The organism is Streptomyces boluensis, assembly GCF_009908195.1.
Classification (GTDB): Bacteria; Actinomycetota; Actinomycetes; order Streptomycetales; family Streptomycetaceae; genus Streptomyces; species Streptomyces boluensis.
On sequence record NZ_JAAAHS010000013.1, the window covers coordinates 12,445 to 38,632 of the forward strand.

The 26,188-nt window shown below is 68.4% G+C and carries 19 protein-coding genes and 2 pseudogenes; 7 read left to right on the top strand and 14 right to left on the bottom strand.

What is annotated here, in order from left to right; genetic code table 11:
* The first annotated feature begins 84 nt into the window (after positions 1-84).
* The 4 genes and pseudogenes from GUY60_RS03420 (at position 85) to sph (ending at position 5,382) form a co-directional block, all read left to right on the top strand.
* On the top strand, positions 85-1,284 hold the full coding sequence (locus GUY60_RS03420) for an MFS transporter (RefSeq protein WP_161693580.1): 1,200 nt from the start codon (positions 85-87) through the stop codon (positions 1,282-1,284).
* Positions 1,285-1,323: 39 nt separating this feature from the next.
* The gene (locus tag GUY60_RS03425; RefSeq protein ID WP_246234225.1) at positions 1,324-3,366 is read left to right on the top strand and encodes a neutral/alkaline ceramidase; all 2,043 of its coding nucleotides are present in this window, start codon (positions 1,324-1,326) and stop codon (positions 3,364-3,366) included.
* 354 nt (positions 3,367-3,720) lie between these two features.
* A pseudogene (locus GUY60_RS38755) lies at positions 3,721-4,437 on the top strand (SGNH/GDSL hydrolase family protein); the annotation flags it as partial.
* 3 nt (positions 4,438-4,440) lie between these two features.
* Complete coding sequence (gene sph, locus GUY60_RS38760) at positions 4,441-5,382, top strand: sphingomyelin phosphodiesterase (RefSeq protein WP_187369920.1); 942 nt, start codon at positions 4,441-4,443, stop codon at positions 5,380-5,382.
* Positions 5,383-5,604: 222 nt separating this feature from the next.
* Here the strand turns inward: sph and GUY60_RS03435 are convergent, their stop codons facing one another.
* The 7 genes from GUY60_RS03435 to GUY60_RS03465 form a co-directional block, all read right to left on the bottom strand.
* Positions 5,605-5,853 (bottom strand): hypothetical protein, encoded by a 249-nt coding sequence (locus GUY60_RS03435; protein ID WP_161693582.1) that lies wholly within the window; start codon positions 5,851-5,853, stop codon positions 5,605-5,607.
* Between the two features lie 877 nt (positions 5,854-6,730).
* Positions 6,731-7,708: an ATP-grasp ribosomal peptide maturase gene (tgmB, locus tag GUY60_RS03440; RefSeq protein WP_161693583.1), complete on the bottom strand. Its 978-nt coding sequence runs from the start codon at positions 7,706-7,708 to the stop codon at positions 6,731-6,733.
* A complete protein-coding gene (tgmA, locus tag GUY60_RS03445) occupies positions 7,708-7,920 on the bottom strand; it encodes a putative ATP-grasp-modified RiPP (RefSeq protein ID WP_246234227.1) in 213 nt (70 codons plus the stop codon). The genes tgmB and tgmA overlap by 1 nt, the downstream gene beginning before the upstream one ends.
* A gap of 637 nt (positions 7,921-8,557) precedes the next feature.
* A complete protein-coding gene (locus GUY60_RS03450) occupies positions 8,558-9,586 on the bottom strand; it encodes a LacI family DNA-binding transcriptional regulator (protein WP_161693587.1) in 1,029 nt (342 codons plus the stop codon).
* Positions 9,587-9,653: 67 nt separating this feature from the next.
* Positions 9,654-10,478 (bottom strand): ATP-binding cassette domain-containing protein, encoded by an 825-nt coding sequence (locus tag GUY60_RS03455; protein WP_161693589.1) that lies wholly within the window; start codon positions 10,476-10,478, stop codon positions 9,654-9,656.
* Positions 10,475-11,491, bottom strand: a complete 1,017-nt coding sequence (locus tag GUY60_RS03460) for an ABC transporter permease (RefSeq protein ID WP_161693591.1) — start codon at positions 11,489-11,491, stop codon at positions 10,475-10,477. The genes GUY60_RS03455 and GUY60_RS03460 overlap by 4 nt, the downstream gene beginning before the upstream one ends.
* 53 nt (positions 11,492-11,544) lie before the next feature.
* Positions 11,545-12,567: a sugar ABC transporter substrate-binding protein gene (locus tag GUY60_RS03465; RefSeq protein WP_161693593.1), complete on the bottom strand. Its 1,023-nt coding sequence runs from the start codon at positions 12,565-12,567 to the stop codon at positions 11,545-11,547.
* Positions 12,568-13,103: 536 nt separating this feature from the next.
* On the opposite strand from GUY60_RS03465, the gene GUY60_RS03470 reads away from it, so the two are divergent.
* A complete protein-coding gene (locus tag GUY60_RS03470) occupies positions 13,104-15,665 on the top strand; it encodes a glycoside hydrolase family 32 protein (protein ID WP_161693595.1) in 2,562 nt (853 codons plus the stop codon).
* Positions 15,666-15,711: 46 nt separating this feature from the next.
* Positions 15,712-16,014 carry a putative quinol monooxygenase gene (locus GUY60_RS03475; protein WP_161693597.1) on the top strand — a complete coding sequence of 101 codons (303 nt, stop codon included), beginning with the start codon at positions 15,712-15,714 and terminating at the stop codon, positions 16,012-16,014.
* Between the two features lie 242 nt (positions 16,015-16,256).
* On the opposite strand, the gene GUY60_RS03480 is transcribed toward GUY60_RS03475, so the two are convergent.
* The 6 genes from GUY60_RS03480 to GUY60_RS03505 all read right to left on the bottom strand — a co-directional run bounded on the left by GUY60_RS03480 (position 16,257) and on the right by GUY60_RS03505 (position 22,723).
* The gene (locus tag GUY60_RS03480) at positions 16,257-16,625 is read right to left on the bottom strand and encodes a VOC family protein (protein ID WP_161693599.1); all 369 of its coding nucleotides are present in this window, start codon (positions 16,623-16,625) and stop codon (positions 16,257-16,259) included.
* A gap of 179 nt (positions 16,626-16,804) precedes the next feature.
* The gene (locus GUY60_RS03485; RefSeq protein ID WP_161693601.1) at positions 16,805-18,259 is read right to left on the bottom strand and encodes a glycoside hydrolase family 32 protein; all 1,455 of its coding nucleotides are present in this window, start codon (positions 18,257-18,259) and stop codon (positions 16,805-16,807) included.
* Between the two features lie 77 nt (positions 18,260-18,336).
* Positions 18,337-19,221, bottom strand: a complete 885-nt coding sequence (locus tag GUY60_RS03490) for a carbohydrate ABC transporter permease (RefSeq protein WP_161693603.1) — start codon at positions 19,219-19,221, stop codon at positions 18,337-18,339.
* Positions 19,218-20,183 carry a carbohydrate ABC transporter permease gene (locus GUY60_RS03495; RefSeq protein ID WP_161693605.1) on the bottom strand — a complete coding sequence of 322 codons (966 nt, stop codon included), beginning with the start codon at positions 20,181-20,183 and terminating at the stop codon, positions 19,218-19,220. The genes GUY60_RS03490 and GUY60_RS03495 overlap by 4 nt, the downstream gene beginning before the upstream one ends.
* 97 nt (positions 20,184-20,280) lie before the next feature.
* Entirely contained in the window at positions 20,281-21,603 is a 1,323-nt protein-coding gene (locus GUY60_RS03500) for an ABC transporter substrate-binding protein (RefSeq protein ID WP_161693607.1), read from the bottom strand.
* An 82-nt stretch (positions 21,604-21,685) separates the two neighbouring features.
* Positions 21,686-22,723, bottom strand: coding sequence for a LacI family DNA-binding transcriptional regulator (locus GUY60_RS03505; RefSeq protein WP_187369919.1), 1,038 nt, complete (start codon positions 22,721-22,723; stop codon positions 21,686-21,688).
* A gap of 266 nt (positions 22,724-22,989) precedes the next feature.
* Here GUY60_RS03505 and GUY60_RS03510 point away from each other — a divergent pair, with 266 nt between their 5' ends.
* Positions 22,990-25,392, top strand: coding sequence for a GH32 C-terminal domain-containing protein (locus GUY60_RS03510; RefSeq protein ID WP_161693609.1), 2,403 nt, complete (start codon positions 22,990-22,992; stop codon positions 25,390-25,392).
* Positions 25,393-25,601: 209 nt separating this feature from the next.
* Here GUY60_RS03510 and GUY60_RS03515 read toward each other — a convergent pair.
* Positions 25,602-25,883, bottom strand: a pseudogene (locus GUY60_RS03515) (potassium-transporting ATPase subunit B); the annotation flags it as partial.
* Positions 25,884-26,188 lie beyond the last annotated feature (305 nt).

Sequence of the window (26,188 nt, forward strand, 5' to 3'; positions counted from 1 at the left end):
CCAAACAGTTGTTTCACCCGCTGCCTTCAGGCTCCCTACGGTTTGCGACCACGGACCTGCAGGAGCCCGGTGGAGGGCAGTGCTTTGGCTGATTCACAGAGTCGCTGGTCGGTCATCGTCTCCTACGCATGTGTCGGGGCCGCGACCCAGATCCTCTGGCTCACCTACGCGGGCGTCACCACGGTGGCCGCGTCGCACTACGGCGTCTCCGAGGCCGCCATCGGCTGGCTCGCCCAGGTCTTCCCGCTCCTGTACGTCGTCCTGGCCATCCCGGCGGGTCTTGTCCTGGACCGCTGGTTCCGCGGCGGTCTGGCCGCCGGAGCCGTTCTCACCGCCGTCGGCGCGGTTCTGCGTCTTGTCGGTGACACCTACCTGTGGCTCCTCGCAGGCCAGATCGTCGTCGCTGTGGCGCAGCCTCTCGTCCTCAACGCCCTTACCGGCCTCACCGGCCGTTACCTCGCCCAACGGCACCGCCCCACCGGCATCGCGGCCGGTACTGCCGCCACCTTCGCCGGAATGGTCATCGCCTTCGTCCTGGCCGCGCTCTTTCCCGGAGCCGACGGGCTCGCCACTCTCACCGCCGGGGGCGCCGCGTTCTCGGCCGTCGCCGCACTCGCCCTCCTGCTCACCCTTGGCCGGCCGGTCGCACATCGGCATGTGGCGCCGTCGGCCGGGCTGAGCGCCCTCCGAGTCGCCTGGTCCGACGGCTTCATCCGCCGTCTGTGCGCCTTCGCCTTCATTCCGTTCGGCGTCTTCATCGCGCTCACCACGTTCGCGCAGGCGCTCCTGGCCCCGGCGGGTGTCAGTGCGGCGACGGCCAGCCTGATCCTGCTGGTCAACGTCGTCGCGGGCGTCGCGGGCTGCGCGGTCGTACCCGTCCTTGCCGCCAGGTTCCGCAAGGAACTCGGCGTACTCGCCGGGGGGTTGCTCGTGACGAGCGCCGCTGTCGCCACGCTCGCGGCCGCACCAGGCGTCGCGGTCGGCTTCCTCTCCCTCACCCTGATCGGTTTCGTCCTGCTTCCGGGCCTCCCGATCGCCCTGGAACTGACCGAACGCCGCACGGGGGAGGCAGCGGGCACCGCCACCGGCCTCATCTGGATGGCAGGCAACGTGGGCGGCCTCGTCATCGCCACCGTCGTCGGCCACCTCGTCCACCGCCCTGCTCCGGCCTTCCTTCTGCTCGCGGTACTCGCTCTGCTCGGCCTGCCGGCCGTCTCGGCGCTCCGTGAGGGCGTCACCGCGGACCGGCAACCGGCCGGCCGCCCCCTGAACCCGATCAGCTGACCGCAACCAGCTCACCTCAACACCGTGGAGACGATCGTCATGGGAACACCCGAGTTCACCCGCAGGCGAGGCCTGCAGATGATGGTCGCGGCCGGGGGTGTGCTGGCACTCGGCAGCGGACAGACCGCTGCGGCCGCAGCGTCCGCGTCCGCCCCGTACCTCGTCGGTCGAGGCATTTCCGACATCACCGGGGCCGCGGCCGAGAGCGGCATGATGGGCTATTCGATGCCCCAGCAGCAGACCACCGGCATCCACCAGCGGCTGCGTGCACGCGCGTTCGTGATCGTCGACCGCACCGGCGGCAACCGCGTCGCCTGGTGCAGCGCCGACCAGGGCATCCTGCCGGTCGCGGTGTTCCAGGCTGTACTGGCGAAGCTCGCCGAGTCGTTCGGCACCACCTACACCGAGCAGAACGTGTCGCTCAGCGCGACCCACACGCACGCCGGCCCCGGCGGGTGCAGTCACGACCTCGCGTACAACCTGTCGATGCTCGGGTTTCAGCGGGAGAACTTCGACGCCGTGGTGTCCGGCATCGTCGAGGCGATCACGGCCGCCCACGCCGACCTCGGACCGGGCACGATCTCCCTCGGCCACGGTGAGTTGACCAACGCGAGCGTCAACCGTTCACGTGCCGCCTTCGACCGGAACCCTCAGTCGGACAAGGACTCCTTCCCGCAGGGCATCGACCCCGCGATGACCGTGCTGCGCTTCCGGCAGGGCGGCGCCGATGTGGGCGCGATCAGCTGGTTTCCCACCCACCCCACGTCCATGACCAACACCAACACGCTGATCAGCGGCGACAACAAGGGTTATGCCGCGTACGCGTGGGAGCACGACGCCGAAGGCGTGCGCTACCTCGACCACTCCCCCGGATTCGTGGCAGCCTTCCCGCAGACGAACTCCGGGGACATGTCGCCGAACCTCAACCTGAAGCCAGGATCAGGACCGACCGAGGACGAGTTCGAGAACACGCGGATCATCGGGACCCGGCAGTTCGCCGCCGCCAAGAAGATCTACGACGGTGCCGACACCGCGATCAGCGGCAGCATCGACTCCCGGATGCGTTACGTCGACATGTCACAGGTCCAGGTCGACGGCCGGTACACCCCGGACAGCAGGAAGCATCACACCAGCTCCGGCGTCATCGGCCTGTCCATGCTGGCGGGCAGCACGGAGGACGGGCCGGGCATCCCGGGCCTGTTCGAGGGCACGCCGTCCCCGCTGGCTCCGCTGATCGACCGGATCAATGACGCGGTTCCGCAGTGGCTCGCCGACGAACAGTCGCCCAAGACGTCCGTCATCCCCGGCGGGTTGCTCGGGGCGACGCCGAACGTGCTCCCTCTGCAGCTCCTCAAGATCGGCCAGCTGTACCTCGTAGGCGGTCCGGCGGAGTACACCATCGTGGCCGGGCTGCGCATTCGCCGCGCCGTCGCGAAGGAGCTCGGCGTGCCGCTGCGGAACGTGCTGATGCAGGGCTACACGAACGGCTACAGCCAGTACGTCGCCACGCCCGAGGAGTACGAGGCCCAGCACTACGAGGGCGCGTCCACGCTTTTCGGCCGGTACACCACGCCCGCCTACCAACAGGAATTCGCCAAGCTGGCCTCGGCGTTGAGCACGGGTGCCTCTCTTCCTCCTGGCCCTCGGCCACCGAAGCCGGCCCTCGGCGAACTGAACCTGCAGCCAGGTGTGGTGCTCGACACCCCCGGCCTTACGCGCAGATTCGGTCAGGTGCTCACGGACGCCGAGGCGGGCTATCGCACGGGGCAGACCGCGACGGTGGTTTTCGTCACCGGACACCCGAAGAACAATCTGCGGGTGGGCAAGACGTTCCTCGAGGTGCAGAGGCTGCAAGACGGCGCCTGGACGCGCTACTTGGACGACGGCGACTGGCAGACCAAGTACCGCTGGAAGCGCACCAACGCGGTGACGGGGGAATCCACGGCAACGATCACCTGGGACATCGCGGCAGGCACACCGTCGGGCACCTACCGGATCGTGCACTCCGGTGACGCCAAGAACGGCCTGACCGGGGCGATTTCCTCGTTCACCGGGACATCGCACCAGTTCACGGTGGACTGAGCCCGGACCAGAGAGCCCCAGTTGGCGCCGGACCTCGACGGGACCTCCTGTCCTTCCGGCATCGATCCATGCCACGGCACCGGCGCAGCAGGCGGCGGTGCCGTGCCGCTGATTGCCGCTGATCCGCCCTTGCTGATCCGCCCTTGCACAGGGCGCGGCAGATCACGCTCAAGTGGGAAGGCAGACATGCCCCAGTATGCACCCGGGCACCGGAACAGACGGCGGCTCGCGGCCGCGGTTTCCGCACTCGCCGCGGCGGTGGCCCTGACCGGCTTCGCCGGGAGCGCCGAGGCCGTGACAGGGAACGAGGACACGGACAAGGCCGTCGAGCCGCAGTCGCAGGAGTACGTCGCCATGGGCGACTCGTTCTCCGCGGGCCCGTTGGTCCTCCCGCAGAGCGAGCTGCTGACATGCGCCCGCTCGTCCGTCAACTACCCGGCGCTGCTTGCCGAACGGCTCAACGTGGACACGGCCCGGTTCCGGGACGTCACCTGCAGCAGCGCCCGGACCGAGGACTTCGCCAACTCCCAGCCCGGCAATGTCTCGGGCACAGCGGCTCCCCAGTACGACGCGCTCAGCAAGGACACCACACTCGTCACCGTGGGTATCGGCGGCAACGACATCGGCCTCGTCGGTCTCGTGCAGGCCTGTACCAACTTCCTGTCCAGTGGCGCGTCTTGCAAGGACAGGTTCACCGAGGGCGGCGTCGACCAGTACGCGAAGAAGATCGACAGCTTCGCCTCCACCTACGGCACGGTCATCGAAAAGATCCGCGAACGCGCTCCCCGAGCACGCATCCTGATGGTCGGTTACCCCACCGGATTCAAGCCGGGCGGCTGCCACCCCTTCGTCCCGATCCTGGGAGAAGACGCCGACTACGTCCAGGCGAACATGGACCGGCTGAATCGCCGGATGGCCGAGCAGGCGGACTCGCACGGCGCCACCTACGTGGACCTGCGCACGCCGAGCATCGGCCATGACGCCTGCCGGCCCGCCTCCACCAAGTGGATCGAGGGCTTGTTCCCCTCCGTCGTCAACAACGGCTTCGCCCCCTTCCACCCCAACGCCGAGGGCATGAGCCAAGCCGTTCCCACCGTCGCCGAGGCCGCGGTCACGACCGCACCCACCGCTCCGGGCGCCGATCCGCCGAACCCGAAGGTGCTCACGTACAACTCGTTCCTCCTCAGCAAGGCGCTCTACCCCAACTGGGGCCAGGACCACCGGGCGAAGGAGATCCCGGCGGCATCCTTCTACCAGGGCAACGACGTCGTGGTTGTCCAGGAGGCCTTCGACAACTCGGCCTCCGAGGCCCTCAAGTCGAACTCCGCGGCGCAGTACCCCTACCAGACGCCCGTGATGGGCCGCAGCACCAGCGGATGGGACGCGACGAGCGGGGCGTACTCGTCCCTCACCCCGGAGGACGGCGGCGTCACCATGCTCAGCAAGTGGCCTGTCCTTCGCCAGGAGCAGTACGTGTACAAGGAGGCCTGCGGCGCCGACTCACAGGCCAACAAGGGCTTCGTGTATGCCGTATTGAGCGTGAACGGCGCCAAGGTGCATGTCGTCGGCACCCATGCGCAGGCCACGGACCCCAGCTGCGCCACCGGCGAGCCCGCCCGGATCCGCAGCACCCAGTTCAAGGAGATGGACGCCTTCTTGGACGGCAAGGACATCCCGGCCGACGAGCAGGTGATCGTCGCGGGTGACTTCAACGTCGACTCGCACAGCGATGAGTACGCCAAGGTCCTGGCGGACGGCGGCTTGGCGGACGCCACCCGCACGGGGCACCCGTACTCCTTCGACACCCAGGACAACTCCATCGCCTCCGAGCGCTACCCCACCGACCCGCGCGAGAACCTCGACCACGTCCTGCACCGGGCGGACCACGCCCGGCCGTCGGCCTGGACCAATGAGGTCGTCAGGCAGCGGAGCGCTCCCTGGTCCGTGACCAGCGGGGGCAAGGTGTACACGTACACCGACCTCTCGGACCACTACCCGGTGGTGGCCGGCCGCTGATCCGACAGCGGGTATGCCGGCCGGACCGCTGTTCACCAGCGCCGATCCTCCGTTTCGGCCCGTGATGCAGAGCCTGCGGTGACGCGTACGAGGAGACATACACGCCTGCGTCCGGACACGCAGGCGCGGGACGGGAGGCCGGGCCACGTGAACAGGCGAGCACAAGCAGCGGCCGAGCTCCGGCCGGCCGGCTGAACGATCAGGGGGTACTCAGGACACTAGCTACGGACGGACCGTGATCCGGTCGACGCCGATCTGCTGTGGATACACCTTGCTGAACTCAGTGAAGGGGTCGGTCTCCGCGTACGTGTTCACAACTACCTCACCGAGGCGCTCTTGGTTGCTGATCGCAGTTACCAGCCCGGCCGCGAAGAGTACGACCTTGAGGGGAAGATTACGTCCGGTCAGCCGGTCGAAGAGTTCCGCGGGGCTGCTCTGGCGCCACCGTCGTTCCCGGTCATCCGATGCCATGACCGGAGATTAGGAGCCCGAATAATCGGTCGGGCGACGACGCTCCGATCTAGCATCCTGAGTCAAAGATCTCCTGGTGGTTCAGCCGGCCGGCCGGAGCTCGCATGTCAGTCGACGCTGCCAAGGTCTCACCACTTGCTCGGCCGGCACCACCTGAGAATCTCTGACTCAGGTCGCTAGAGATCGTCCCGGGCCAGAAGGTCGCGCTCCCGGTACCAGCTACGCAGGTGATCTTCACGTACCTCGGCGAGGTACTCGCGGTCGGGCTTCGAGGCGTAAACGCGCGGGCCGAGCCCTCGCTGGTGGAAGCCGCCGTGGCGACGTCCACCAGCGGGCGCCGGAAGCCGATCGTCCGTCCAACGGCTGGCCGACGCCACAAGGCCGGAAGACTGGACCATCCCAACTCGGCCTGGCACGAGGGGGGTTGCTGTCAGGCATGCTGATCGCGGCGGTGTTCGAGGCGGTGACGGTGCCGTTCTTCGGGCACTGCCGGACCGGGTGGGGCGACGGCCGGTGTTCCTGGCCGCTGCGGGTTTCACGGCGCTGCTCGCGTTCCCGTTCTTCTCGCTGCTCGCCACCGGGCGGACCACCCTCGTCCGGCTGGTCCTGCTGCTCGCCCTGGCGGTCGCGCACGCCGGGACGTACGGGCCGACGGCGGCGCCCTCTACGCGGAGATGTTCAGCGTGGACGTGCGGTACACGGGCACGTCGATCGGCTACCAGCTGGGCGGTGTGGTCGCCGGTTGCGTGCGCCTCTGGCGGCCGGCGCGCTGTTGGGTGCGGCGGGCGGTGCCTCGTGGCCGATCGCGGGCGCGGCCCTGGTCGGCCTGGTGTGCGCCCTGCTCACCCGGGAGACGCGTGGCCGCGATCGGCGGGCGCTACCGGTCGGTGAGGTCGGGCCCGTGCTCGAGCCGGTCGGCGATGGCCTCGGCGATCGCACCGGTGACGGCGTCCGGTTGCCAGGCCCACTGACCGTTGGGGTTGCACTCCAGGAAGTACCAGTCGCCGGTACGCGTGACCGCGAAGTCGAAGGCCCCGAAGGCGAGTTGACACTGGTCGAGGTATGCGGCGACGGCGTGCGCCACCCGGTCGGGGACGGTGATCGGGGTGCACTCCATGAGGGACTGCCGCTGCCGCCAGTCGAGATCGGGGCTGTCGATCCGGACCGCGAACAGCCGCCCGCCGACGGCCGTCACGCGTACGTCGTAGGCCTTGTCCACCCTGGCCTGGAACAGGTGCGGGCAGACGGCCACAGCCGCGTTGATCTCGTACGGGCGCACCTCCCGCACCCACACCTGTTGGGCTTCGCCGTCGGCCTGGTACCGCGTGTTCCACAGGGGTTTGTAGACGGCGCCGCCGGCCTGTGCGGCGGTGAACTCCCGTGCCTGCTCTGGGTCGTTGGTGATGAGCGTGCTCGGCAGCAGGAATCCGCTGCGCCCGGCGGCGGCCAGCTGGGCGGGCTTGTACTCGGCCGCGCGGTTGCGCCAGGGGTGGTTGACGTAGTGGGCGCCGGGGAGCGAGGCGAGGATGCCGCCGACGCCCCAGAAGGACTGCGACGCGGCGAACTCCCTTTCCTGGCCGGAAAGTTCGGGTGGGCCCTCGAAGGGTGAGGGTCTGCGCGTCCAGACGGACCGGACCTGGTCGAGGTCGAGCGCGCGGCTGGGGGTGCGCAGGGTGCCGCTCCGGTCACCTGTGCGGTACCTGGCGGTGAGCGCAGCGCCCTCGTGCGGGTCCCTGCCGGGGTCGAGCCGGACGACGGGGACCCGGCGGTTCGCGAGGATGCGCAGGACCAGGTCGGCGGTCACATCGTCGGGGCCGGTCAGGACCAGCACCGATCCGCCTGGAGCTGCGGCCATCAGTCGTGGTCGTCGTCGTGGGAGTCGTCGGAGTCGTGGCTGTCGCCGCTGCTCGTGCCCGTGTGGCTCGAAGTGCTGCTGCTGGTCTGGTTGTTGTAGTCGTTGAGCTCGACCGAACGGCCGTGTTCGTCGACGACGACGGCGATCTGCGTCTCGGGGTCGATCACCGGCGTACGCCGTGTCACTGTGCCGGTCTCGGCATATGGCGCCATGCGGGTGACGCCCCAAGGGGCACCTGGGGCTCGCGTTTCCATCGTGCTGCCTCCCTGGCTTCGACGGGCTCCCGGCGGGCTTTGCGAAGGGCCGCGAGGGGCCTCCGCAGGCCCGTCCGAGCATCCTGCCCCTGCCGTGTACTGGCCGGAAGTCCACTTCCGGCCCGGTTGGCCGGTCGGGGCGGTTCGCAACGCACCATCCCCGGCCAGCAGTCGGCGTTCGGGCCGATCCGCCGCAGGGTGGCGCCAAGCAGCAACGCCGTCCGCTGCGGGCGCTCGAGGCGTTCACAGACCCGGTCCCCATCCCGATCGAGGTGAGACCGCGGTGCGGTCGAGGTCGACGGCGAAGGTCTTGTCTGGCAATCCCACTCCGTCGCCTGTAACGGGGCCTCACTGGCGCGGTTGGCTCCCCGTACGTCCTGGCTTCCGCCGACGCGTACTCAAATGCTGGGCGGACACGGGACACCGCGGCACCGTCCAACACGCCCCCGTTTCCGATGCCGTCGGCTCAATGAGCTCCCTCCATGAACGCTGAGGCCCCCTGCCCACACTGGACGCCGAAGGCCAAGTACTGGACCCCGGCTGAACCGTTGACGTACGCCAACGACCTCGGTGGTGACCGGGCGTTGGTCAAGCCTCATGCGTTCGTTCCGGGTGCCGGTTGTTCCCCCGAGCCCCGGGCGATCAGCCGGGTGGGGATGGTGATGGTCCGGGCGCGGGTGCGGGTGCCGTCGAGGCGGGTCAGGGCGATGGTCGCCGCTGCTTCGCCGAGTTCTTGCGCGTTCTGGGCTACGACGGTCAGCGCCGGTTCGAGGGCCTCGGCGAGTGCGATGTCGTCGAAGGCGACGACGGCGACGTCCTTGCGCTTGGTGCGGGCGAGTTCGGCGACTATGCCGAGCGCCATGATGTTGTTGCCGGCGAACAGCGCGGTGGGGGGATCGGCCAGGTCGAGGAGTTGGGCGGTAGCGGCCTCGGCGCTTTGCTGGTCGTGGGCGTTGGCGACGAGCGAGCGGTCGTAGGGGATGGTGGCCTCGTCCAGGGCCGAGCGGTAGCCGGCCAGGCGTTCGCGGCGGGTGTACAGCTTCAGGGGCAGGTCGCCGAGGAAGCCGATGCGGCGGTGGCCGTGGGCGATGAGGTGGGCTACGCCGTCGTGGGCGCCCACGCGGTTGGAGCTGACGACGCGGTCGGTGGACAGGCCGACTCCGGGGCGGTCGAGGAAGATCACGGGGAGCCCCGCCTCACGATGGGACTTGAGGTGGGTGTGGTCGGCGCCGACGGACGGCACGACCATCAGGATGCTGACGCGGCGGGCGAGGAACTGGTCCGTCAGGGCGCGTTCGCGGGCGGGATCGTCGGCTGAGGAGCCCATGAGCAGAGTCAGGCCGCGTTCGCGGACGGTGTCCTCGATCGCGCGGGCCACGGCTCCGAAGAAGGGGTTGGCGACGTCGGGGATGACCAGGCCGATGGTTGCGTCCGGGCCGCCGACGCGGATGTTGCGGGCCATGAGGTTCGGCTGGAAGCCGAGCTTGGCGACGGCGGCCAGTACCTGTTCCCTGGTCCGGGCCGAGGCGGGTCCGTCCTCGTTGAGGACACGAGAGACCGTTTTGGCGCTGACGCCGACTTCTCGGGCGACGTCGGCCAGGGTGGGGCGGCGGCTCGCTGCCATGGAGACCATTTCTTGAGGGCCTGTCAGTTCCGGCCGCGGGCAACGGCCGGAACCTCGCAGGCTTACGTCAGTGGGCTTGGACTCCGGCGGCCTTGGCGGCCTGGGAGTCGGCTATGACAGTATCCCCGGTCTCGTCGACGGTGAGTGCGCCGGTCATGATGGCGACGACTTCCGCCATGGTGTGGTCCTGCGGGCGGATCTGGGCCACCCGGCGGCCGAGGCGCTGGACGTGGATGCGGTCGGCGAGTTCGAAGACATGCGGCATGTTGTGGCTGATCAGGACCACCGGCAGGCCACGGTCGCGCACCCGCTTGATCATGTCGAGGACCTGGCCCGACTCCTTGACTCCGAGGGCGGCGGTCGGTTCGTCCATGACGACGACATGCCGGGCCCATGCGACGGCCCGCGCCACCGCCACCCCCTGGCGCTGGCCGCCGGACAGGGTCTCCACGGCCTGGGTGAGTGAGCGGAGGCCGATCTTGAGGTCGGCCATATTGGCGGCCGATTCCTCACGCATGCGCTTCTTGTCGAGCATGCGGAACACGCTGCCGAGCACTCCCGGGCGGCGCACCTCGCGGCCCAGGAACATGTTGGAGGCGATGTCCAGGGAGGCGGCCACCGCCAGATCCTGGTAGACGGTCTCGATGCCGAGACGGCGGGCGTCCAGGGGGCCGCGGAAGCGCACCGGCTGTCCGTCGAGTTCGATGGTGCCCTCGTCCGGCTGGAGTGCGCCGGTGAGTGCCTTGATCAGGCTGGACTTGCCGGCGCCGTTGTCGCCGATCACGGCGAGCACTTCGCCGGGCATGAGGTCGAAGTCGGCTCCGTCCAGGGCGGTGACGTGGCCGTAGCGCTTGACGAGCCCGCGGGCCTTCAGTACGGGTGTCGGTGTCATCGGCTCGCCTTCCTGCGGGAGAACTGGTCGACGGTGACGGCGAGGATCACCAGGCCGCCGGTGATCAGGGTCTGGTAGATGGAGCCGACGCCCATGAGCTGGAGGCCGTTGCGGAACACGCCGACCAGCAGGGCGCCGACGAGCGTGCCGATCACCACGCCGCGCCCGCCGAACAGGGAGGTGCCGCCGATCACGACTGCGGTGATCGCGTCGAGGTTGTCGGTCTGGCCCGCTTTGGGGTCACCAACTCCGGTACGGGAGACCAGAAGCAGGGCCGCGATGCCGTAGATGAGTCCGGCGAGCGTGTAGATGCCCAGGCGCAGTCGGGTCGTTCGGATACCGGTCAGCCGGGCGACGTCGGGGCTGTTGCCGAGGGCGTAGGTGTGCTTGCCCCATGCGGTCTGGCTCAGGGCGTAGGCCAGAACGAGGAAGAGCACGATCGTGAGGACCGAGCCGTACGTGATGTCGGTGCGGCCGAGCGGGAAGGTCTGGCCGAGGGCAGTGAGCGGGCCGGGCAGGTCTGTGATCGTCTGTTCGGCGGAGTAGATATGGGTGAGCGCGAAGGCGATGTTCAGCATGCCGAGGGTCACGATGAACGGCGGCAGTTTGATGTAGGTCACCAGTGCGCCGTTGGCGAGCCCGAACAGGGCGCAGACGCCGATTCCCGCGGCGATCGCGGCATAAGGGGGCAGCGTGCCGTCGGCGGCGAGCTTGGCCATCACGATGGTGCCGAAGGCCATCACCGCACCGCAGGACAGGTCGATGCCGGCTGTGAGGATGATCAGTGTCTGGCCGAGGGCGAGGGTGCCGACGACCATGACCTGCTGGACGACGAGCGAGAGATTCCCACCGGACAGGAACTGGTCGTTCTGCAAGGTGAAGAACAGGCAGGCGACGACGAGTGCGGCGAGCGGGCCGGCTGTGGGATGAGTGGTCAATGCGCGCCAGTCGGGCCGCAGTCCGGCCGGCGGCGGCGCGGCCGCTTCGCGTTCGGGCGCGGTGGTCGTGCTCATGAGGCTTTCGGCTCCTTGGTCGATCAGTGCAATGCGTTTGGCACCGTGGTGGTTCAGCCCCAGCAGTGCTTGAGGCCGTACGCCGAGTCCTTGGCGGTGATGCCGTCGACGCCGCGGTCCGTGACGAGGTTGACCCCGGTGTCCACGTATCCCTTGGGCTTCTTGTCGTCCTTGGCGTACGTCACCACCGCCTCGACGCCCTTGGCGGCCATGACCAGCGGGTACTGCTGCGAAGTGGCGGAGATCCGGCCGGACTTGACGGCCTCGGTGCCGGTGCAGCCACCGTCGACGGAGACGATGAGGACGTCGTCGGCGCGGCCCTTGGCCTTGAGAGCGGTGTACGCGCCGAGGGCCGCCGGTTCGTTGATGGTGTAGACGACGTTGATGCCGGGGGCCTTCTGCAGACAGTTCTCCATCGCCGTCTGGCCCTTGGCCTGGTCGCCGCCGGTGTCCTGGGAGCAGACAACCTCCGGGGCGCCCTTCTTGAGGCCGTAGCCCTTGAGGAAGCCGTCGTGGCGCAGCTGTCCGACGGCGACTCCGGGGGCCAGGTCCAGGGTGGCGATCTTGGCCTCGCGGCCCTTCATGGCGGCCTTGGCGTACCGGCCGATCAGTTCACCGGCCCTGAGGTTGTCGGTGGCGAAGAGGGCGTCCACGGCGTCCTCGGGTTCGGTGGGGGAATCGAGTGCGATGACCAGGACACCCTTGGCGCGGGCCTGCTCGATGGCGGGCACGATGGCTTTGGAGTCGTTCGGGGTGATCAGGATGCCCTTCACACCGGCGGCGACCATGTTCTCGATAGCCGTCACCTGGCCCTCGTTGTCGCCGTCGAACTTCCCTGCGGCGGTGGAGAGTTCGGCGCCGCTCTCCTTGGCGGCCTTCTCCGCGCCCTCCTTCATCTTCACGAAGAACGGGTTGGTGTCGGTCTTGGTGATCAGACCGACCTTGACGCTGCCCGATCCGGAGCTCGCGGTGCCCGATCCGGATCCGCAGGCGGTGAGGGCGAGGGCCGCCACACCCGTGACCGCGGTGGCTTTGAGGAGGGAGAGGGAGGAGGACAGACGAATGCTGCGAGACATGATCGGCTCCTGTGGGATGGGGAGCGGCACAGGGCTGGGATTCAGAGTGTGCCGCCCGGGTGTCATCGTTGACTTATGTCATCGTTGACACTGCCTGGCGAGGATGATGGACTCCGCGCCCCGGCAACGTCAATGCCTTTCACCCGTCACAAATCGGCAACGTCCGTGGCCCTGGCGGGCCCGAATCCGTTCAGCGTCTGCCCGCTACGCGCCCGGGCTGCCCGCGTTCCCAGAAGAGAGCCATGTGTGCGACCGCCGGCCCCAAACCGCCAGGCAGAGGCAGTTGGCGCAGCTCACGTTCCTCGGCGGCGCCTGACGGATCGGTGAGTCGCGCCAAGCGGTTTCTGACCGAAGCGTTGACGCGTCGGCCGGATTGCGCTCATCATCGGGCAACCCGATGTCATCGATGACACATGTCAGCGATGACACCCCTCCAAAGGTGTGGACGACGCCGATGACGAGGGGATCGCTTCCCGGTCCGTCCGCGCCGGGCCCGCCGGCACCGCTGCGCGGACGGCCGCAGCACAGGAGACCCCATGAGATCTGGACGTGTATCCCGGCATGCCCGCATCCGGTTGCTGGCGGCGGTGGCGACCGTGTGCGCCCTGTCCGCCACACCGCTGGCCCCGCCGGCCGTAGCCGCTGACACCCCGCCGTACTCCGAGACTTACCGCCCGCAGTTCCACTTCACTCCCAAGAAGAACTGGATGAACGACCCCAACGGGCTCGTGTACTACAAGGGCGAGTACCACCTCTTCTTCCAGTACAACCCCAACGGCAACTCCTGGGGCGACATGTCGTGGGGCCACGCGGTGAGCAAGGACCTTGTGCACTGGGAGGAGTTGCCGCTCGCCCTGTCGCACGACGACGAGGAGATGGTGTTCTCCGGCAGCGCGGTCGTCGACTGGAACAACACGACAGGCTTCGGTACGAAGGACAACCCGCCCATGGTGGCGGTGTACACGAGTGCGGACAAGGACACGGGCGTACAGGCCCAGTCGCTCGCCTACAGCACGGACCGGGGCCGCACCTGGACGAAGTACCAGGACAACCCCGTCATCGACATTGGCTCCAAGGAATTCCGCGACCCCAAGGTCCAGTGGCACGAGCCCACCAAGAGCTGGCTGATGACGGTGTCGCTGTCCACCGAGCACAAGGTGCGGTTCTACTCGTCCAAGAACCTCAAGGACTGGGACGTGCTCAGCGACTTCGGGCCCGCCGGTGCGACGGGCGGCGTGTGGGAGTGCCCCGACCTGTTCCCCCTCGCGGTCGACGGGGACAAGAACAACATCAAGTGGGTCCTGGTGGTCAACATCAACCCCGGTGGCATCGCCGGAGGTTCGGCCGCCCAGTACTTCGTCGGCGACTTCGACGGCAAGAAGTTCACCGCCGACGACAAGGGCTCCTACACCCCGCCGACCGGCACGGTGGTGCAGGACTTCGAGGGCGCCGACTTCGGTTCGTGGACGACCACGGGCACCGCGTTCGGCGAGGGACCGTCGGCCGGTGCGCTGGACGGGCAGGGGGCCGTCACCGGCTTCGACGGCAAGGGCCTCGCCAACAGTTTCCACACGGGTGACGACGGCACCGGCACCCTGACCTCGCCCTCCTTCACCGTCGACAGCAAATACCTGAACTTCAAGGTCGGCGGCGGCCGGCACCCGCACGTGCCCGGATCTGTCATCGACCAGGGCCCGCCGCCCGAGGGCACGGTCCTCGCCGACTTCGAAGGCGGCAGCTACGGCGACTGGACGAGGACCGGGGACGCCTTCGGCTCGGCACCGGCCACCGGAACCCTCCCCAACCAGCAGGAGGTCTCAGGATTTCTGGGTGACGGCCTGGTCAACAGCTACCTGAACGGCGACTCCCCCACCGGCACCCTCACCTCGCCCGAGTTCACGATCGACAAGGACTACGTCAACTTCCTCGTTGGCGGCGGCAATCACCCCGCCGGCTCCGACAACCCGACCGCCGTCGAACTCCTCGTCGACGGCGAGGTGGTCCGCAGCACCTCAGGCCAGGACGCCGAAGCGCTCAACTGGGCCTCGTGGGACGTCCGCGAGCTGGCGGGCAAGAAGGCGCAGATCAAGATCGTCGACGACAACAGCGGCGGCTGGGGCCACCTCAACGTCGACCACCTCATGCTCTCCGACACCCAGGCCCGGCCGGTTTCCCGGGAGACGGCCGTCAACCTGATCGTCGACGGCAAGGTCGTCCGCAGCGCCACCGGCTCCAACAGCCAGACCTTGGACTGGGCCTCCTTCGACATGCGCCCCTACGCCGGTAGGCAGGCGCAGATCCAGATCGTCGACATGAACACCGCCGGCTGGGGCCAGATCCTCGCCGACGAGTTCACCGCCGCAGACACCGCTGCCAAGTCTGTTGTGCAGCGCGCCGATTGGGCCGACTACGGCAAGGACTACTACGCGGCCGTGTCCTGGGAGAACGCGCCGGACGGCAAGCGGTACATGATCGGCTGGATGAACAACTGGGACTACGCCGGTGCCGTCCCCACCTCGCCCTGGCGTGGTGCAGGGAGTACTCCCCGGGAAATGGCACTGCGAACTGTCGACGGCCGGGCCCAGCTGACCAGCAAGCCGGTCAAGGGCCTGGAGTCGCTCCGGCAGAACCGCCCGGCAACGGCGTCCGGCGTAACGGTCAAGAGCGCCTCGAAGCCTCTGATCGGCCCTGAGGCCCGGGGCAAGGCACTCGACATCGAGGCGACCTTCTCCCTCAAGGACGCCGAACGCTTCGGCCTGAAGGTCCGTACCGGCGCCGAGGGTGAGGAGACGGTCATCGGATACGACGCCACGACCCAGGAGTTGTACGTCGACCGCACCCGCTCCGGCGCCGTCGACTTCAACAGCACCTTCCCCGGCGTTCAGACAGCCCCGCTCAAGGCCAAGAACGGCGAAGTGAAGCTCCGGATCCTTGTCGACTGGTCCTCCGTCGAGGTCTTCGGCGGCAGCGGCGAGGCCGTGATCACCGACCAGATCTTCCCCGATCCCGAAAGCCAGGGGGTGGAGGTCTTCGCCGAGAACGGCTCGGTGATGCTGGACAAGGCCGAGGTCTGGCACCTCGACTCCGCACACGAGTGACGCCGGTGACCAACGCTCCGCACACGACCGACGAGGACACGAGAACGTGAAGAAGACCCTGCTCGCCGAGTTCACCGCCCGAGAGGGAACGGAGGCCGAGGTTGCCCGCCTGATCGGGGATTACGCCATGAAGGTGCGCGAGGAAGAAGGCAATCTCGTCTTCGACGTCTACACCAAGCAAGCCAGCCCGCGCGCGTTCTGGATCTTCGAGGTGTACCGGGACGAGGACGCTTTCCAGGCGCACCTGAACGCCCCGTACGGCGGCCCGTTCAACGCCGCCCTCACCCCGCTGATCGAGGAGGACGCCTCCGTGCTGACGTTCCTTGACCCGCTGGAGGCGCATCCGTAACGAGTCGACGACAGGGCCCTCACCCGGGCGCGGCTTCGTCCCGCACTCCCTTGTCAAAGTGATGGGGCACTGCATGGGCATGCGGTCGATCTCCTCCAGGGGGCGGCCGTGAACGACGTCGTGCCTGGGTGGGGTCACCGCCTGGCGAAACGGTGATGACTGACGCCACAGGGCGGAAAGCTGCTGATCAAGCCAACGGGTGGGCAGGCCGACGCCAGCACATGCCCCCCCCCGGAACAGCGTCACCGGGCCGGGATCGGCTGAGTGAGGTTCAACGGGTTGCCGTCGGGGTCCTGGATGTGGGCGACGCGCTGTCCCCACGGCATGTCGTTGGGGCCGCTGCGGACCGCACCGCCCAGCGCCTCCACCCGGCCGAGCGTCTCGTCGACGTCGTCGACACCGATGCTGAGCAGGATCCGCGGCGCCGCCCCGGTCCCCGGGTTCTCCTTGGCCACCAGCCCGAGGTCGGTGTCGCCGATGCGCAAGCCGAGGTAGAAGGCCGGGCCTTCCGCCGGAACCCGGAAGATCTCCTCAGCGCCGAACAATTTCGTATAGAAGCCGAGCAGAACGTCCTGGTCGGCAGTCACGATCACTGGCTGGATGGTGGACATGGCACTCCTGTCGAGAACGGTCGTGTCGCTCGGCAGACCGTTCGAGGACGGTGAACTCATCGGCAGAACCACCCCGCCGGACGATCTGCAACAGAGTGCGAGGCCGTCGGACCGTACGCACGCGGGCGGCGCGATACGTACGGTCCGACGGCCCCGGACCTGCATGCTGCCGGCGCGCCCTACCCGGCAGTGGCGGCGTCCGGTGTCCGCAGCTCGTGCGCCGTCACGGTCACGTCGACCGCGTCGCTCGCGAGCCCGCGGGACACCAAGGTCCACGACTCGCACTGCGCCGGATAGAAACGAAGGGTCAGCGCTTCACCGGAACCGCTGAAGATCTCAGCGATGGAGTGGTCCAGGATGATCCGCAGCTCGACCTCCCCATCCGGGACGAGCTCCGGTAGCGGCATTCGGTAGGCGCCCACGTGGGCGCGGGCATCGGCTGAGGCGTGCCCGCGGTCGACCGTCAACGCGCCGTCACGGATCTCCAGGTCCAGGTAACCGGCGTCGTCGTGATCGGCGCTTCCCGTTCCGCACATGATCCGCAGCCCCCAGGCTGTGTCCCCGGCGAAGCCGACGCGGACAGTGATGTCGGCTGCGGGACCGACGCTGCCGAGCACGGATGTGGTCCCGCACTGTGCCCGCGTGGCTTTCAGCCATGTGCTCGTCCGCAGACCGTCCAGTTCACGCGCCGGCGCCTGGTGAGGGCTTCCGTCGGCGCGCAGGGTGAGTTCCCGGGGGACGGTCAGGACCCCCGCCCAGCCCGCCTCCTTGGCGCAGGATTCGTCCCGCGCCTCCCAGGACCAGCCCCAGAGCAGCCATCTCCCTCCAGGGGCGCGCATCAGGGCGGGGGCGTAGAAGTCGGGTCCGTGGTCGAAACGGGTCGCGGTCCCGAACCGGAAGTCGCCGCTGTCCCGGTGGCCGTTCCAGGCCACGACGTGTGACGGGCCCGTGCGCTGGTACCAGGCGCTCGTGAGCAGCAGGGCTCGTCCGTCCTCGTAGACAGCGAGTTGGGGACACTCCCATGCCTCTCCTGTGCGGATCCCGGAGTCGCTCGGCGCTGCGTCCGCCCGGCGGTGCAGGGGGCCGTCGTACGTCCATTCGGCGAGGTCCTGTGAGGTGTACGAGAGTGCGGCGCCGTCACCGTCGGCGCAGCCGGCGCCGACGAGCATGCGCCAGCGGTCGCCGTCCCGCCATACGTACGGATCGCGGAACGTCGTCACGCCCGACGGCGGGTCCGCCACGAGGAGTTGGGGCCGTTTGACGAACGTGCTCCCGTCCGGGCCGGAGTCGGCCGCGGCGACGGGCTGCCAGGGATGGCCGACTCGGTGTGCCGAATAGAAGGCGGTGATCCTGCCCTCGTGCGAGACGGCGTTGCCGGAGAAGCAGCCGTCTTCGTCGGGGCGCCCGAGCTCCGGTGTGAGCGCGAGTGGTTGAGGTTCCCAGCGCAGCAGGTCCCGGCTGCGGTAGTGGCCCCAGTGAACGCGGTCGTGCGTGGGCGCCTGCGGGTTGTGCTGGAAGAAGACGTGGTACCAACCGTCGTGGTGGACCAGGCCGTTGGGGTCGTTGATCCAGTTCGCCGGCGGCCGGAGGTGCACCTCCGGGAGGTGCGGGTCTCGTATGTGGTCGTCGGCCATGGGCCGCCTTTCGATGTGAGAAGGAGCGTGCGACGGCACGCCGTTCGGTACTGCGGACGTCGGCTGTGCGTGTGCGGTCACTCCTTGACCGCCTGCGCCGCCACGCCCTGAACGAAGGCGCGCTGGAAGATCAGGAAGACCACGAGGGTGGGGACGGTCATCATCGCGGCGAACGCCATGATGTCTCCCCACTGCAGGGGCGGCAGCGTCTGGAAGACGGACATGCCAACCGGCAGCGGCCGTACGTCCTCGCTCCGCGTGGCCATGACCGGCCACAGGAGCTGCCCCCACGTCATCAGGAAGCTCAGAATCGCCACCGACGCGTACGCGGGCTTCGACAGCGGCACGATGATGCTGCGGAAGGTCCGCCAGGGACCGGCTCCGTCCACCCGGGCGGCCTCCTCCAGCTCCCGGGGAAGCGCGAGGAAGAACGAGTAGAAGAGGTAGATGAAGAACGGGTTGGCGATGAAGGGCACGATCTGCGCCTGGTACGTGTCCAGCCAGCCCAGCTCCGTCATCATCAGCAGCAGGGGGATGGCGAGCGCCTCGAACGGGATGATGATGAGCGCGACCACGGCTGCGAGGACGACGTTGCGTCCGGTCCAGCGGAGACGGGCGAGCGCGTAGCCGAACATGCTGTTGACGACGAGGCCGAGCCCGACCGTGGCGCCGCACACCACAAGGGAGTTGAGCAGCAGTCGGCCGAAGTTCGAGCGTTCCCACGCACTGATGAAGTTGTCGAGCGTCGGGTGCAGCGGGATCAGCGCGCGCCAACTGCCGCCGTCAGCGAGGACGTCCGCGTTGGGTTTGAGGGCGCCGGCGAACATGAAAACGATCGGGAGCAGCATCACCACTGCGATGAGTCCGCAGATGAGGTAATGCAGCAGAAGGTTGTGAGTGTGGCGGGGGCGTCCCGCGGCCGACCTTGCGGAGCGGCGTCCGGAGGCGGTGAAGAGACTCATCGGACGGTGCGCTCCTCACGGCCGAGCCGACGCTGGACCAGCGTGACGGCGAGAACGAACAGGAAGAAGACGACGGCGATGGCGGACGCCTGGCCGATCATGCGCCGGGTGTACCCGGTCTGCAGCAGCTGCAGCATCATCGTGCGGGTGGCATCCGTGGGCCCGCCGGGGAACTGCGGCATCAGGTAGACCTGGTCGAACAGGCGGAACGCGAAGATCGCCGTCACATTGATCACGAACACCAGGGTGTTGCGCAGACCCGGGAGCGTGACGTGGCGGAACTGCTGCCACGCGTTGGCGCCGTCGACCCGCGCCGCTTCGTAGAGCGAGGCGGGGATGGCCTGGAGGCCGGCGAGGAAGATCACCATCTGGAACCCGACGCCCTGCCAGACCGAGGTCAGCACGATCGCCGGCATCGCCCAGCTCGTGCTGGACAGCCAGCCGGGCTGAAGATTTCCGAAGGACAGTGTGCCCAACACCCCGTTGACGAGGCCGGAGTCGGGGAGCAGCAGCACCTTCCACACCACCGAGGCGACGGCCATCACCGTCACGGTGGGCAGGAAGTAGACCGTGCGGAAGAAGAGGCGCATCCGCAGCTGTCGGTTGACCAGGACGGCCAGGGCCAGAGCGGCGGCTGTCTGCACGGGTACGACGATCGCCGCGAACAGCGTGTTGTTGCCGAACGAGCGCCAGAACTGCCCGTCGGTGAAGATGCGTTGATAGTTCTCAAGCCCCGTGAACTCCACCGGGAGAGGCGAGGCGAGCCGCTGGTTGGTGAACGACAGGACGATGGCGGAGACGAACGGGAAGATCAGGAAGACGGCCAGCAGGGCCAGGGCCGGGGCGGAGAACAGGATCGCGACGACGCGGCCTCGGCTGCTCGCCCCGGACACTGCGCGGCGCCGGGCCACGGGGGCCGACGGCGGCGCCGGGGCGGGTTTGTCGAGGGTGGTGTGGGACATGGTGGGTCACCTCAAGGCACAGGACGTGGTGCGGTGGTGGAGCGTGAAGTGCCCGGTGCGGCGCGGGTCGGGGAGGTCTCCGCCGCACCGGGCGGTCTCACTGGACGGGGTAGCCGTCGTTGTCCTTGATGTCCTGGTCGATCGTGTCGACCGCCTTCTTCAGGGCGCCGGGAACGTCCTTGCCGAGACTGATGTCATCGACGGCCTGCGAGAACGCCTGCGTGATCGTGGGGTAGGCGGGGGTCTGAGGACGAGGCACCGCCACATCGGGCGCCTGATTGAGGCTGTCGGTCACCAGGCTCATCGGGCCGTCGGGGGCATAGATGTCGGTTTCCTTGAGCGCCCTCTCGGTCGAAGGCGGCGCACCCACCGCGTCGTACATGGAGAGCTGACTCTTCTTCGTGAGCAGGTACTCAAGGAACGCCGCCGCGGCGTCGGGGTCCTCGGCCTTGCGTGTGATGCCGAACTGCCAGGACCCCATGCCGGTCTTCGAGCCGGTGCCGAAATCAGGGAGGGGGATGACCGCAAGGTCGTCGCCGGCCGCCTTCTTGTAGCCGTTCTTGTAGGCCCACATGCCGTTCCACGCGATCGGGCTCTGCTTCTTGAGGAACGGGGTGTCGTCCTGGGCCTCGGTGTTGACGTATTTCTTCGTGTACCAGGACTGGAAGGTCTTCATCGCCTTGACGACCTCGGGCTTGTCCAGCGCTCCCGCCGCCGACCTGTACCCGTCCCGGTCTATCAGGTCGCCGCCCGCGGACTGAACAATGGGGCTGAAGGCGTAGGAGAACCACTCCCCCTGACGCCCGTACCACATATGCATGTCGAGGGGCCGCTCGTAGCCCGCCTTCTTCAACTTGCCGAGGGTGTCGGTGAATTCGGCGGCGGTCCAGGCGTCGTCGACGCCGGTGGGGACGCGGGCGCCGACCTTCTTGAGGGCGGACTTGTACGCGTACAGGACGACGCCTGAGTCGAACGCGCCGACGCCGTACAACTTCTCGTCGTAGGTGCCCTGTTGGGTGATCGAGGGGAGCAACTCCGCTTGCGTGCGCACGTTGATGCAGTCGTCGAGCGGGATCAGGTCGCCGTTCCAGGCGTAGTTGTAGAGGTTGGGTCCGTCGAAGTCGAGGACGTCCGGCAACTTGTCGGATGCGGAGGCGGCCTGTACGGAGTCGTTGTACGTGCCCTCGGGGACGCTCTGCACCTTCACGGTGACCTGGTCCTGGCTCTTGTTGAAGCTGTCGACCACGTTGAGGAACGTCTTCTTCTCTTCACCTCCACCGTGGTAGAAGGTGCTGATCGTTCGCTTTCCGTCGATCTTTCCGTCACAGGATGAGCCTCCCGAGGCATCTCCCGTTCCGGAGCAACCGCCGGCTGTCAGCCCCAGGGCGGCGCAGGCTGCGATTACGATGGTTCTGCGCATTGAGGTTCGTCCGTTCTTGATTGAAGGGCACGGATGGACTGCGGTGGGGTCGGGTGGCACCCCGGCCCCACCGGATGTGATGTCAGCCCGTGGGCCGGGCGGGCCCGATGGAGTCGCGTTCCCGCAGGGGCATGGGAACGCGGTGGGTCTCTGCACGCAGGGGACCGTCTCCGAGAATCAACTCGACGGCCTTGCGGCCGAGTTCGTGGTGGGGCAGGGCGACCGTGGTGAGCGCCGGCTTGAGCCAGCCGGCGATGTCCTGGTCGTCGAAGGAGACGACCGAGACGTCCTGCGGGACGGACAGGCCGGCCTCGGCCAGAGCCTGGTAGGCGCCGAAGGACACCCTGTCGGTGGAGCACACCAGTGCGCGGGGGCGGTGACCTTCGGCGAGCAGGCGGCTCACTTCGCGGTAGCCGTCCTCCGCATTCCAGTCGCTCTCGACCACGCCGTCGAGTCGGGCTCCGGCCTCTCGCAGGACCTCCTGCAGGCCACGCATGCGCTCGAGCCCGGCGAAGACGCCGTCCGGCGTCGCGGGGATCGCTTGATGGCCGCCGATGGCCCAGATCCCCGCGGTGTGTCCCGCGGCCAACAGTGCGCGTCCCGCCGTCCGGCCGGCCTCGATCTCGTCGGGGATCACCGACGGCGCGTCGAAGCCGGGGGCCAGACAGTTGAGCAGAAGCACGCGACGGCCGTGCAACTCCGGGGGCGGACTGACGTAGTGGGTGTACATCGCGGCATAGATGACTGCGTCGACCTGCCGGTCGAGGAGGCCATTGACGAGGCCGGATTCCACCGCCCGGTCGCCGCCCGTCTCCGTGATGAAGAGCAGGTGATCCTTGGCTCTCGCCGCGCCCAGGGCCCCGCGAATCACCTCGCCCGCGAAGGGCGTGGTGGTGATGGTGTCGGAGACGAAGCCGAGGGTCTGACTCGACTTCGTCCGCAGGCTGCGCGCCGTGGCGTTGGGGCGGTACCCCAGTTCGGCCGCCGCTGCCAGAACCTTGCTGCGGGCCGCCTCCGAGATCCGCATGTCGGTACGGCCGGACAGCGCGAAGGACGCTGTCGTCGGGGACACCCCCGCCCGCCGGGCGACGTCGGCCATGGTCACGCGGTTCCCGGACATTGACTCCTCGATCTCCGCTAAATCGGATTAGCAAGTGCCTGACGCAGGATGCTGCTCACGCCACACCGTGTCAACGCCTCGGACATGCGCAGTCAACAGAAGTGACCCTTGTGTACTGCTACTTCCGATTCTGAGGCGCCCTGATGCCACCAGATCTGCGTCAGCTCGTGCGTTAGCTCTTGCGTTAGCAGCTTCAGCCGCCCAACCATGCCTGCTGTCCGGAGAGTTAAATCGATTTTGCACGACCGTCCACTCAGGAGCCGCTCGTGAAGAGAAGGAACGTCCTCCGCGTCCTGTCCGCCGCCGCCGTCGGGGGCGCGCTCGTCCCGCTCACCTCCCCCACCAGGAGCTCGGCAGCCACCAACGGGCCGCGCGCCGCGGACCTCACCGCCCACTGGGACTTCCCTGAAGGGGCCGGTGTGACCACGCGGGAAAAGGTCACGCAGTCCACGAATCCGATCAACTACGTCTTCAACGACGCCGTCTACAAGCCGGACAGTGCCCCGCTGTGGTCCCCGAAGCAGGAAGCGGACGGAGTCCTCTCCGGCGCCCTGCTGTTCGACGGCTACTCCACCTGGATCGCGCGCGGGGCCGCGGAGACCACGCTTCCCACGGACGGGCTGACCGTCGAGGGATGGGTCGCGCCGCGAGCCTTCGAGTGGGGGGACGAGGGCAATCCGTCCGTCATCATCAACCAGCAGGACAAGGGCGCCCGGCGCGGGTTCAGCCTGGGCGTCGGCAGGCATGGCGTCTGGAAGTTCGAGATCGGCACGGGAGACGCCTGGTACGAGGTGGCCGCACCGCAGTCCGCCGCTCTGACCGCGGGCAAGTGGGCGCATGTAGCCGCCGTGTTCTCCCCTGCCGACGGTCAGATCAGGCTGTATCTCAACGGGGAATCGGTCGCCCAGGCGACGGTCCCGACGTCCGCCCGGCTGAGCAAGGCGGACGTTCCACTGCTCATCGGCCGGCACAACCAACCCGTCGTCATCAACGGCACGTTCGCGGTGAACATGTTCAACGGCCTGATCGACGAACTGAAACTGCACGGCGGCGCCCTGAGCGGCGCCGAAGTCGCCGCCGGCCACCAGGCGGACCTGAACACCTTCACCGGCGGCACGATCCCCGACGCCGCCATGGAGATGGACCGCTCACGGTACGAAGGCGACCGCTACCGTCCCGCCTTCCACTTCACCGCGCCCAACCACTGGATGAACGAACCCCACGCACCCATCCAGGTCGGCGGCAAGTACCACCTCTTCTACCAGCACAACGAGCACGGCCCGTACTGGCACAACATCTGCTGGGGACACGCGGTCAGCGAGGACCTGGTGCACTGGCGCGACCTGCCCGTCGCACTCGTACCGACGGCCGACAGCGTGGCTCCCGACGGCGTCTGGTCCGGGGCCTCGACGCTCGACGCGAACGGTGTCCCGGCCCTGCTGTTCACCGCCGGCAACGACTCCATACGCCCCAACCAGGCAGTCGGCCTCGCCCGACCCGCCGACCCGGACGACTCCGACTTCGCGGAGTGGAAGATGCACCCCACACTCGTGATCAGCCAGAAGGCCGATCTCGACGTCGGTGCGGACCGCAAGATCCGCTTCGGGGACTTCCGGGACCCGTTCGTCTGGCAGGAGGGCGGCACCTGGTTCCAGCTTGTGGGCTCGGGCGTCCAGACCTCGTCGGGCACCGACATCGGCGGCACGGCGCTTCTCTACACCTCCACGAACCTCACCGACTGGACTTACGCGGGGCCGTTGATGGTCGGCGACGTGGCAGCCCACCCGAAGACGGGTCAGGTGTGGGAGCTGCCGACCTTCCTGCCGATCGGGAAGGACGCGCAGGGCCGCGAGCGCCGCGCACTGCTCATCAACCCGGCCTTCCCCGCCGGTCCCGGCGAGTACAGCAGCAAGTACGTCTTCTACTGGGTCGGTGTCTGGGACGGCAGCTCCCGCAAGTGGACACCCGACAGCACCGAGCCGCGACTGCTCGACTACGGCGACCATTTCACCGGCCCGAGCGGCTTGGTCGACGACAAGGGGCGCTCCCTGGTCTTCACCATCGCCCAGGACCGCCGCTCCGAACAGGGCCACCACGACTCCGGCTGGGCACACAACGCCGGCCTGCCGATCGTGCTGTCCCAGCGGGAGGACGGCGACCTCGCCTTCGAGCCCGTGGCCGAGGTCGCGGGCCTCCACGACGGCGCGGCCCTTGTGAACATCGACAGTCCGACCTCCGTCTCCGACGCGAACGCCGCCCTCGGCTCAGTCAAGGGAGACCTGCTCCACATCAAGCTGACGATGGAAGCGGGCAGCGCCGCCCAGTTCGGCCTCGACGTACTGCGCAGCCCGGGTGACGAGGAACGCACCCGCCTCTTCTACGACACGTCGGCCACGGAGCTCGGAGTGGACCGGACCCGGTCCGGAAACGTCTCCAGCGCCGTGCCGGACCTCGGCATCCAGAAGGGTCCACTCGCCCTCGTCGGCGGCAAGCTGACCCTGGAGGTGCTCGTCGACCGCTCGATCATCGAGGCGTACGCGAACGCACACCGCTCCATCACCACCCGCGCGTACCCCTCCCGCACGGACTCCCTCGGCGTACACCTCTTCGGCGAGGGCAGCACCGTCACGTCCTTGACGGTCTGGAAGATGGGAGGCATGGCGGTCTGACGCCGCGGTCCGGCCCAGAGCGCTCCGAAGCAGCGCCCTGGGCCGTAGGCATGGAGGGCGGGCATAGGTCTTCCTGGCGAAGTCGGGCCCAGGATCCCGATGATCAAGACGTCGGATGGGCTCTCGTCCGGTCCGCGAAGTAGTTGAGCGGGGTGCCGAGCGCGCGGGCAACCTCAGGGCGCCGCGGCGACGACGTACGGACGTGCCCGTACCGAGCGGCCCTCGGGTGTCTCGTCCGCGAGCGAGGAGAGCTGGGCGGCGTCCGCGAGCCGGAACTCGTCGATGCCGGGGAGGGGCACGAACGCGGCGGCCTCGCGGTTGCCGAGGGTGATGGTGCCGGTCTTGTCGAGGAGCAGGGTGTCGACGTCGCCCGCGGCTTCAACTGCCCTTCCGGACATGGCGAGCACATTGCGCTGGACGAGGCGGTCCATGCCGGCGATGCCGATCGCGGAGAGCAGCGCGCCGATCGTCGTCGGGATGAGGGCGACGACACGGCAGCGCGCGGACGCGGCGGATGACGACGGGAGGCCGCCGCGTGACGGCTCACCGGAGGAGCACTCCGCTGAGTGCGTGGCCTCCGGCGGCCGAAGGGAATCTATGCCGCCGGACGGACTCAAACACCAGCCACTACACGGAATTTGCGCCTCTCTTACGGCGAACTCCCGGGCGTGCGTCAGGGCCCCGTAAGCGTCCGGCGCGGCGGCGTCAGCATCGCGTCATGGGACGTCGGAACACGGCCGGCCATGGGCATAGCGTCCTCAGCGGCGCCCCGGACCGCCTCCCCGCGCCGGGGTCC

Bases quoted from the DNA above. Each gene is read 5' to 3' on its own strand.
- GUY60_RS03425 (WP_246234225.1), top strand. From the start codon at position 1,324: ATGGGAACACCCGAGTTCACCCGCAGGCGAGGCCTGCAGATGATGGTC.
- sph (WP_187369920.1), top strand. From the start codon at position 4,441: ATGAGCCAAGCCGTTCCCACCGTCGCCGAGGCCGCGGTCACGACCGCA.
- GUY60_RS03435 (WP_161693582.1), bottom strand. From the start codon at position 5,853: ATGGCATCGGATGACCGGGAACGACGGTGGCGCCAGAGCAGCCCCGCG.
- tgmB (WP_161693583.1), bottom strand. From the start codon at position 7,708: ATGGCCGCAGCTCCAGGCGGATCGGTGCTGGTCCTGACCGGCCCCGAC.
- tgmA (WP_246234227.1), bottom strand. From the start codon at position 7,920: ATGGCGCCATATGCCGAGACCGGCACAGTGACACGGCGTACGCCGGTG.
- GUY60_RS03450 (WP_161693587.1), bottom strand. From the start codon at position 9,586: ATGGCAGCGAGCCGCCGCCCCACCCTGGCCGACGTCGCCCGAGAAGTC.
- GUY60_RS03455 (WP_161693589.1), bottom strand. From the start codon at position 10,478: ATGACACCGACACCCGTACTGAAGGCCCGCGGGCTCGTCAAGCGCTAC.
- GUY60_RS03460 (WP_161693591.1), bottom strand. From the start codon at position 11,491: ATGAGCACGACCACCGCGCCCGAACGCGAAGCGGCCGCGCCGCCGCCG.
- GUY60_RS03465 (WP_161693593.1), bottom strand. From the start codon at position 12,567: ATGTCTCGCAGCATTCGTCTGTCCTCCTCCCTCTCCCTCCTCAAAGCC.
- GUY60_RS03470 (WP_161693595.1), top strand. From the start codon at position 13,104: ATGAGATCTGGACGTGTATCCCGGCATGCCCGCATCCGGTTGCTGGCG.
- GUY60_RS03480 (WP_161693599.1), bottom strand. From the start codon at position 16,625: ATGTCCACCATCCAGCCAGTGATCGTGACTGCCGACCAGGACGTTCTG.
- GUY60_RS03485 (WP_161693601.1), bottom strand. From the start codon at position 18,259: ATGGCCGACGACCACATACGAGACCCGCACCTCCCGGAGGTGCACCTC.
- GUY60_RS03490 (WP_161693603.1), bottom strand. From the start codon at position 19,221: ATGAGTCTCTTCACCGCCTCCGGACGCCGCTCCGCAAGGTCGGCCGCG.
- GUY60_RS03495 (WP_161693605.1), bottom strand. From the start codon at position 20,183: ATGTCCCACACCACCCTCGACAAACCCGCCCCGGCGCCGCCGTCGGCC.
- GUY60_RS03500 (WP_161693607.1), bottom strand. From the start codon at position 21,603: ATGCGCAGAACCATCGTAATCGCAGCCTGCGCCGCCCTGGGGCTGACA.
- GUY60_RS03505 (WP_187369919.1), bottom strand. From the start codon at position 22,723: ATGTCCGGGAACCGCGTGACCATGGCCGACGTCGCCCGGCGGGCGGGG.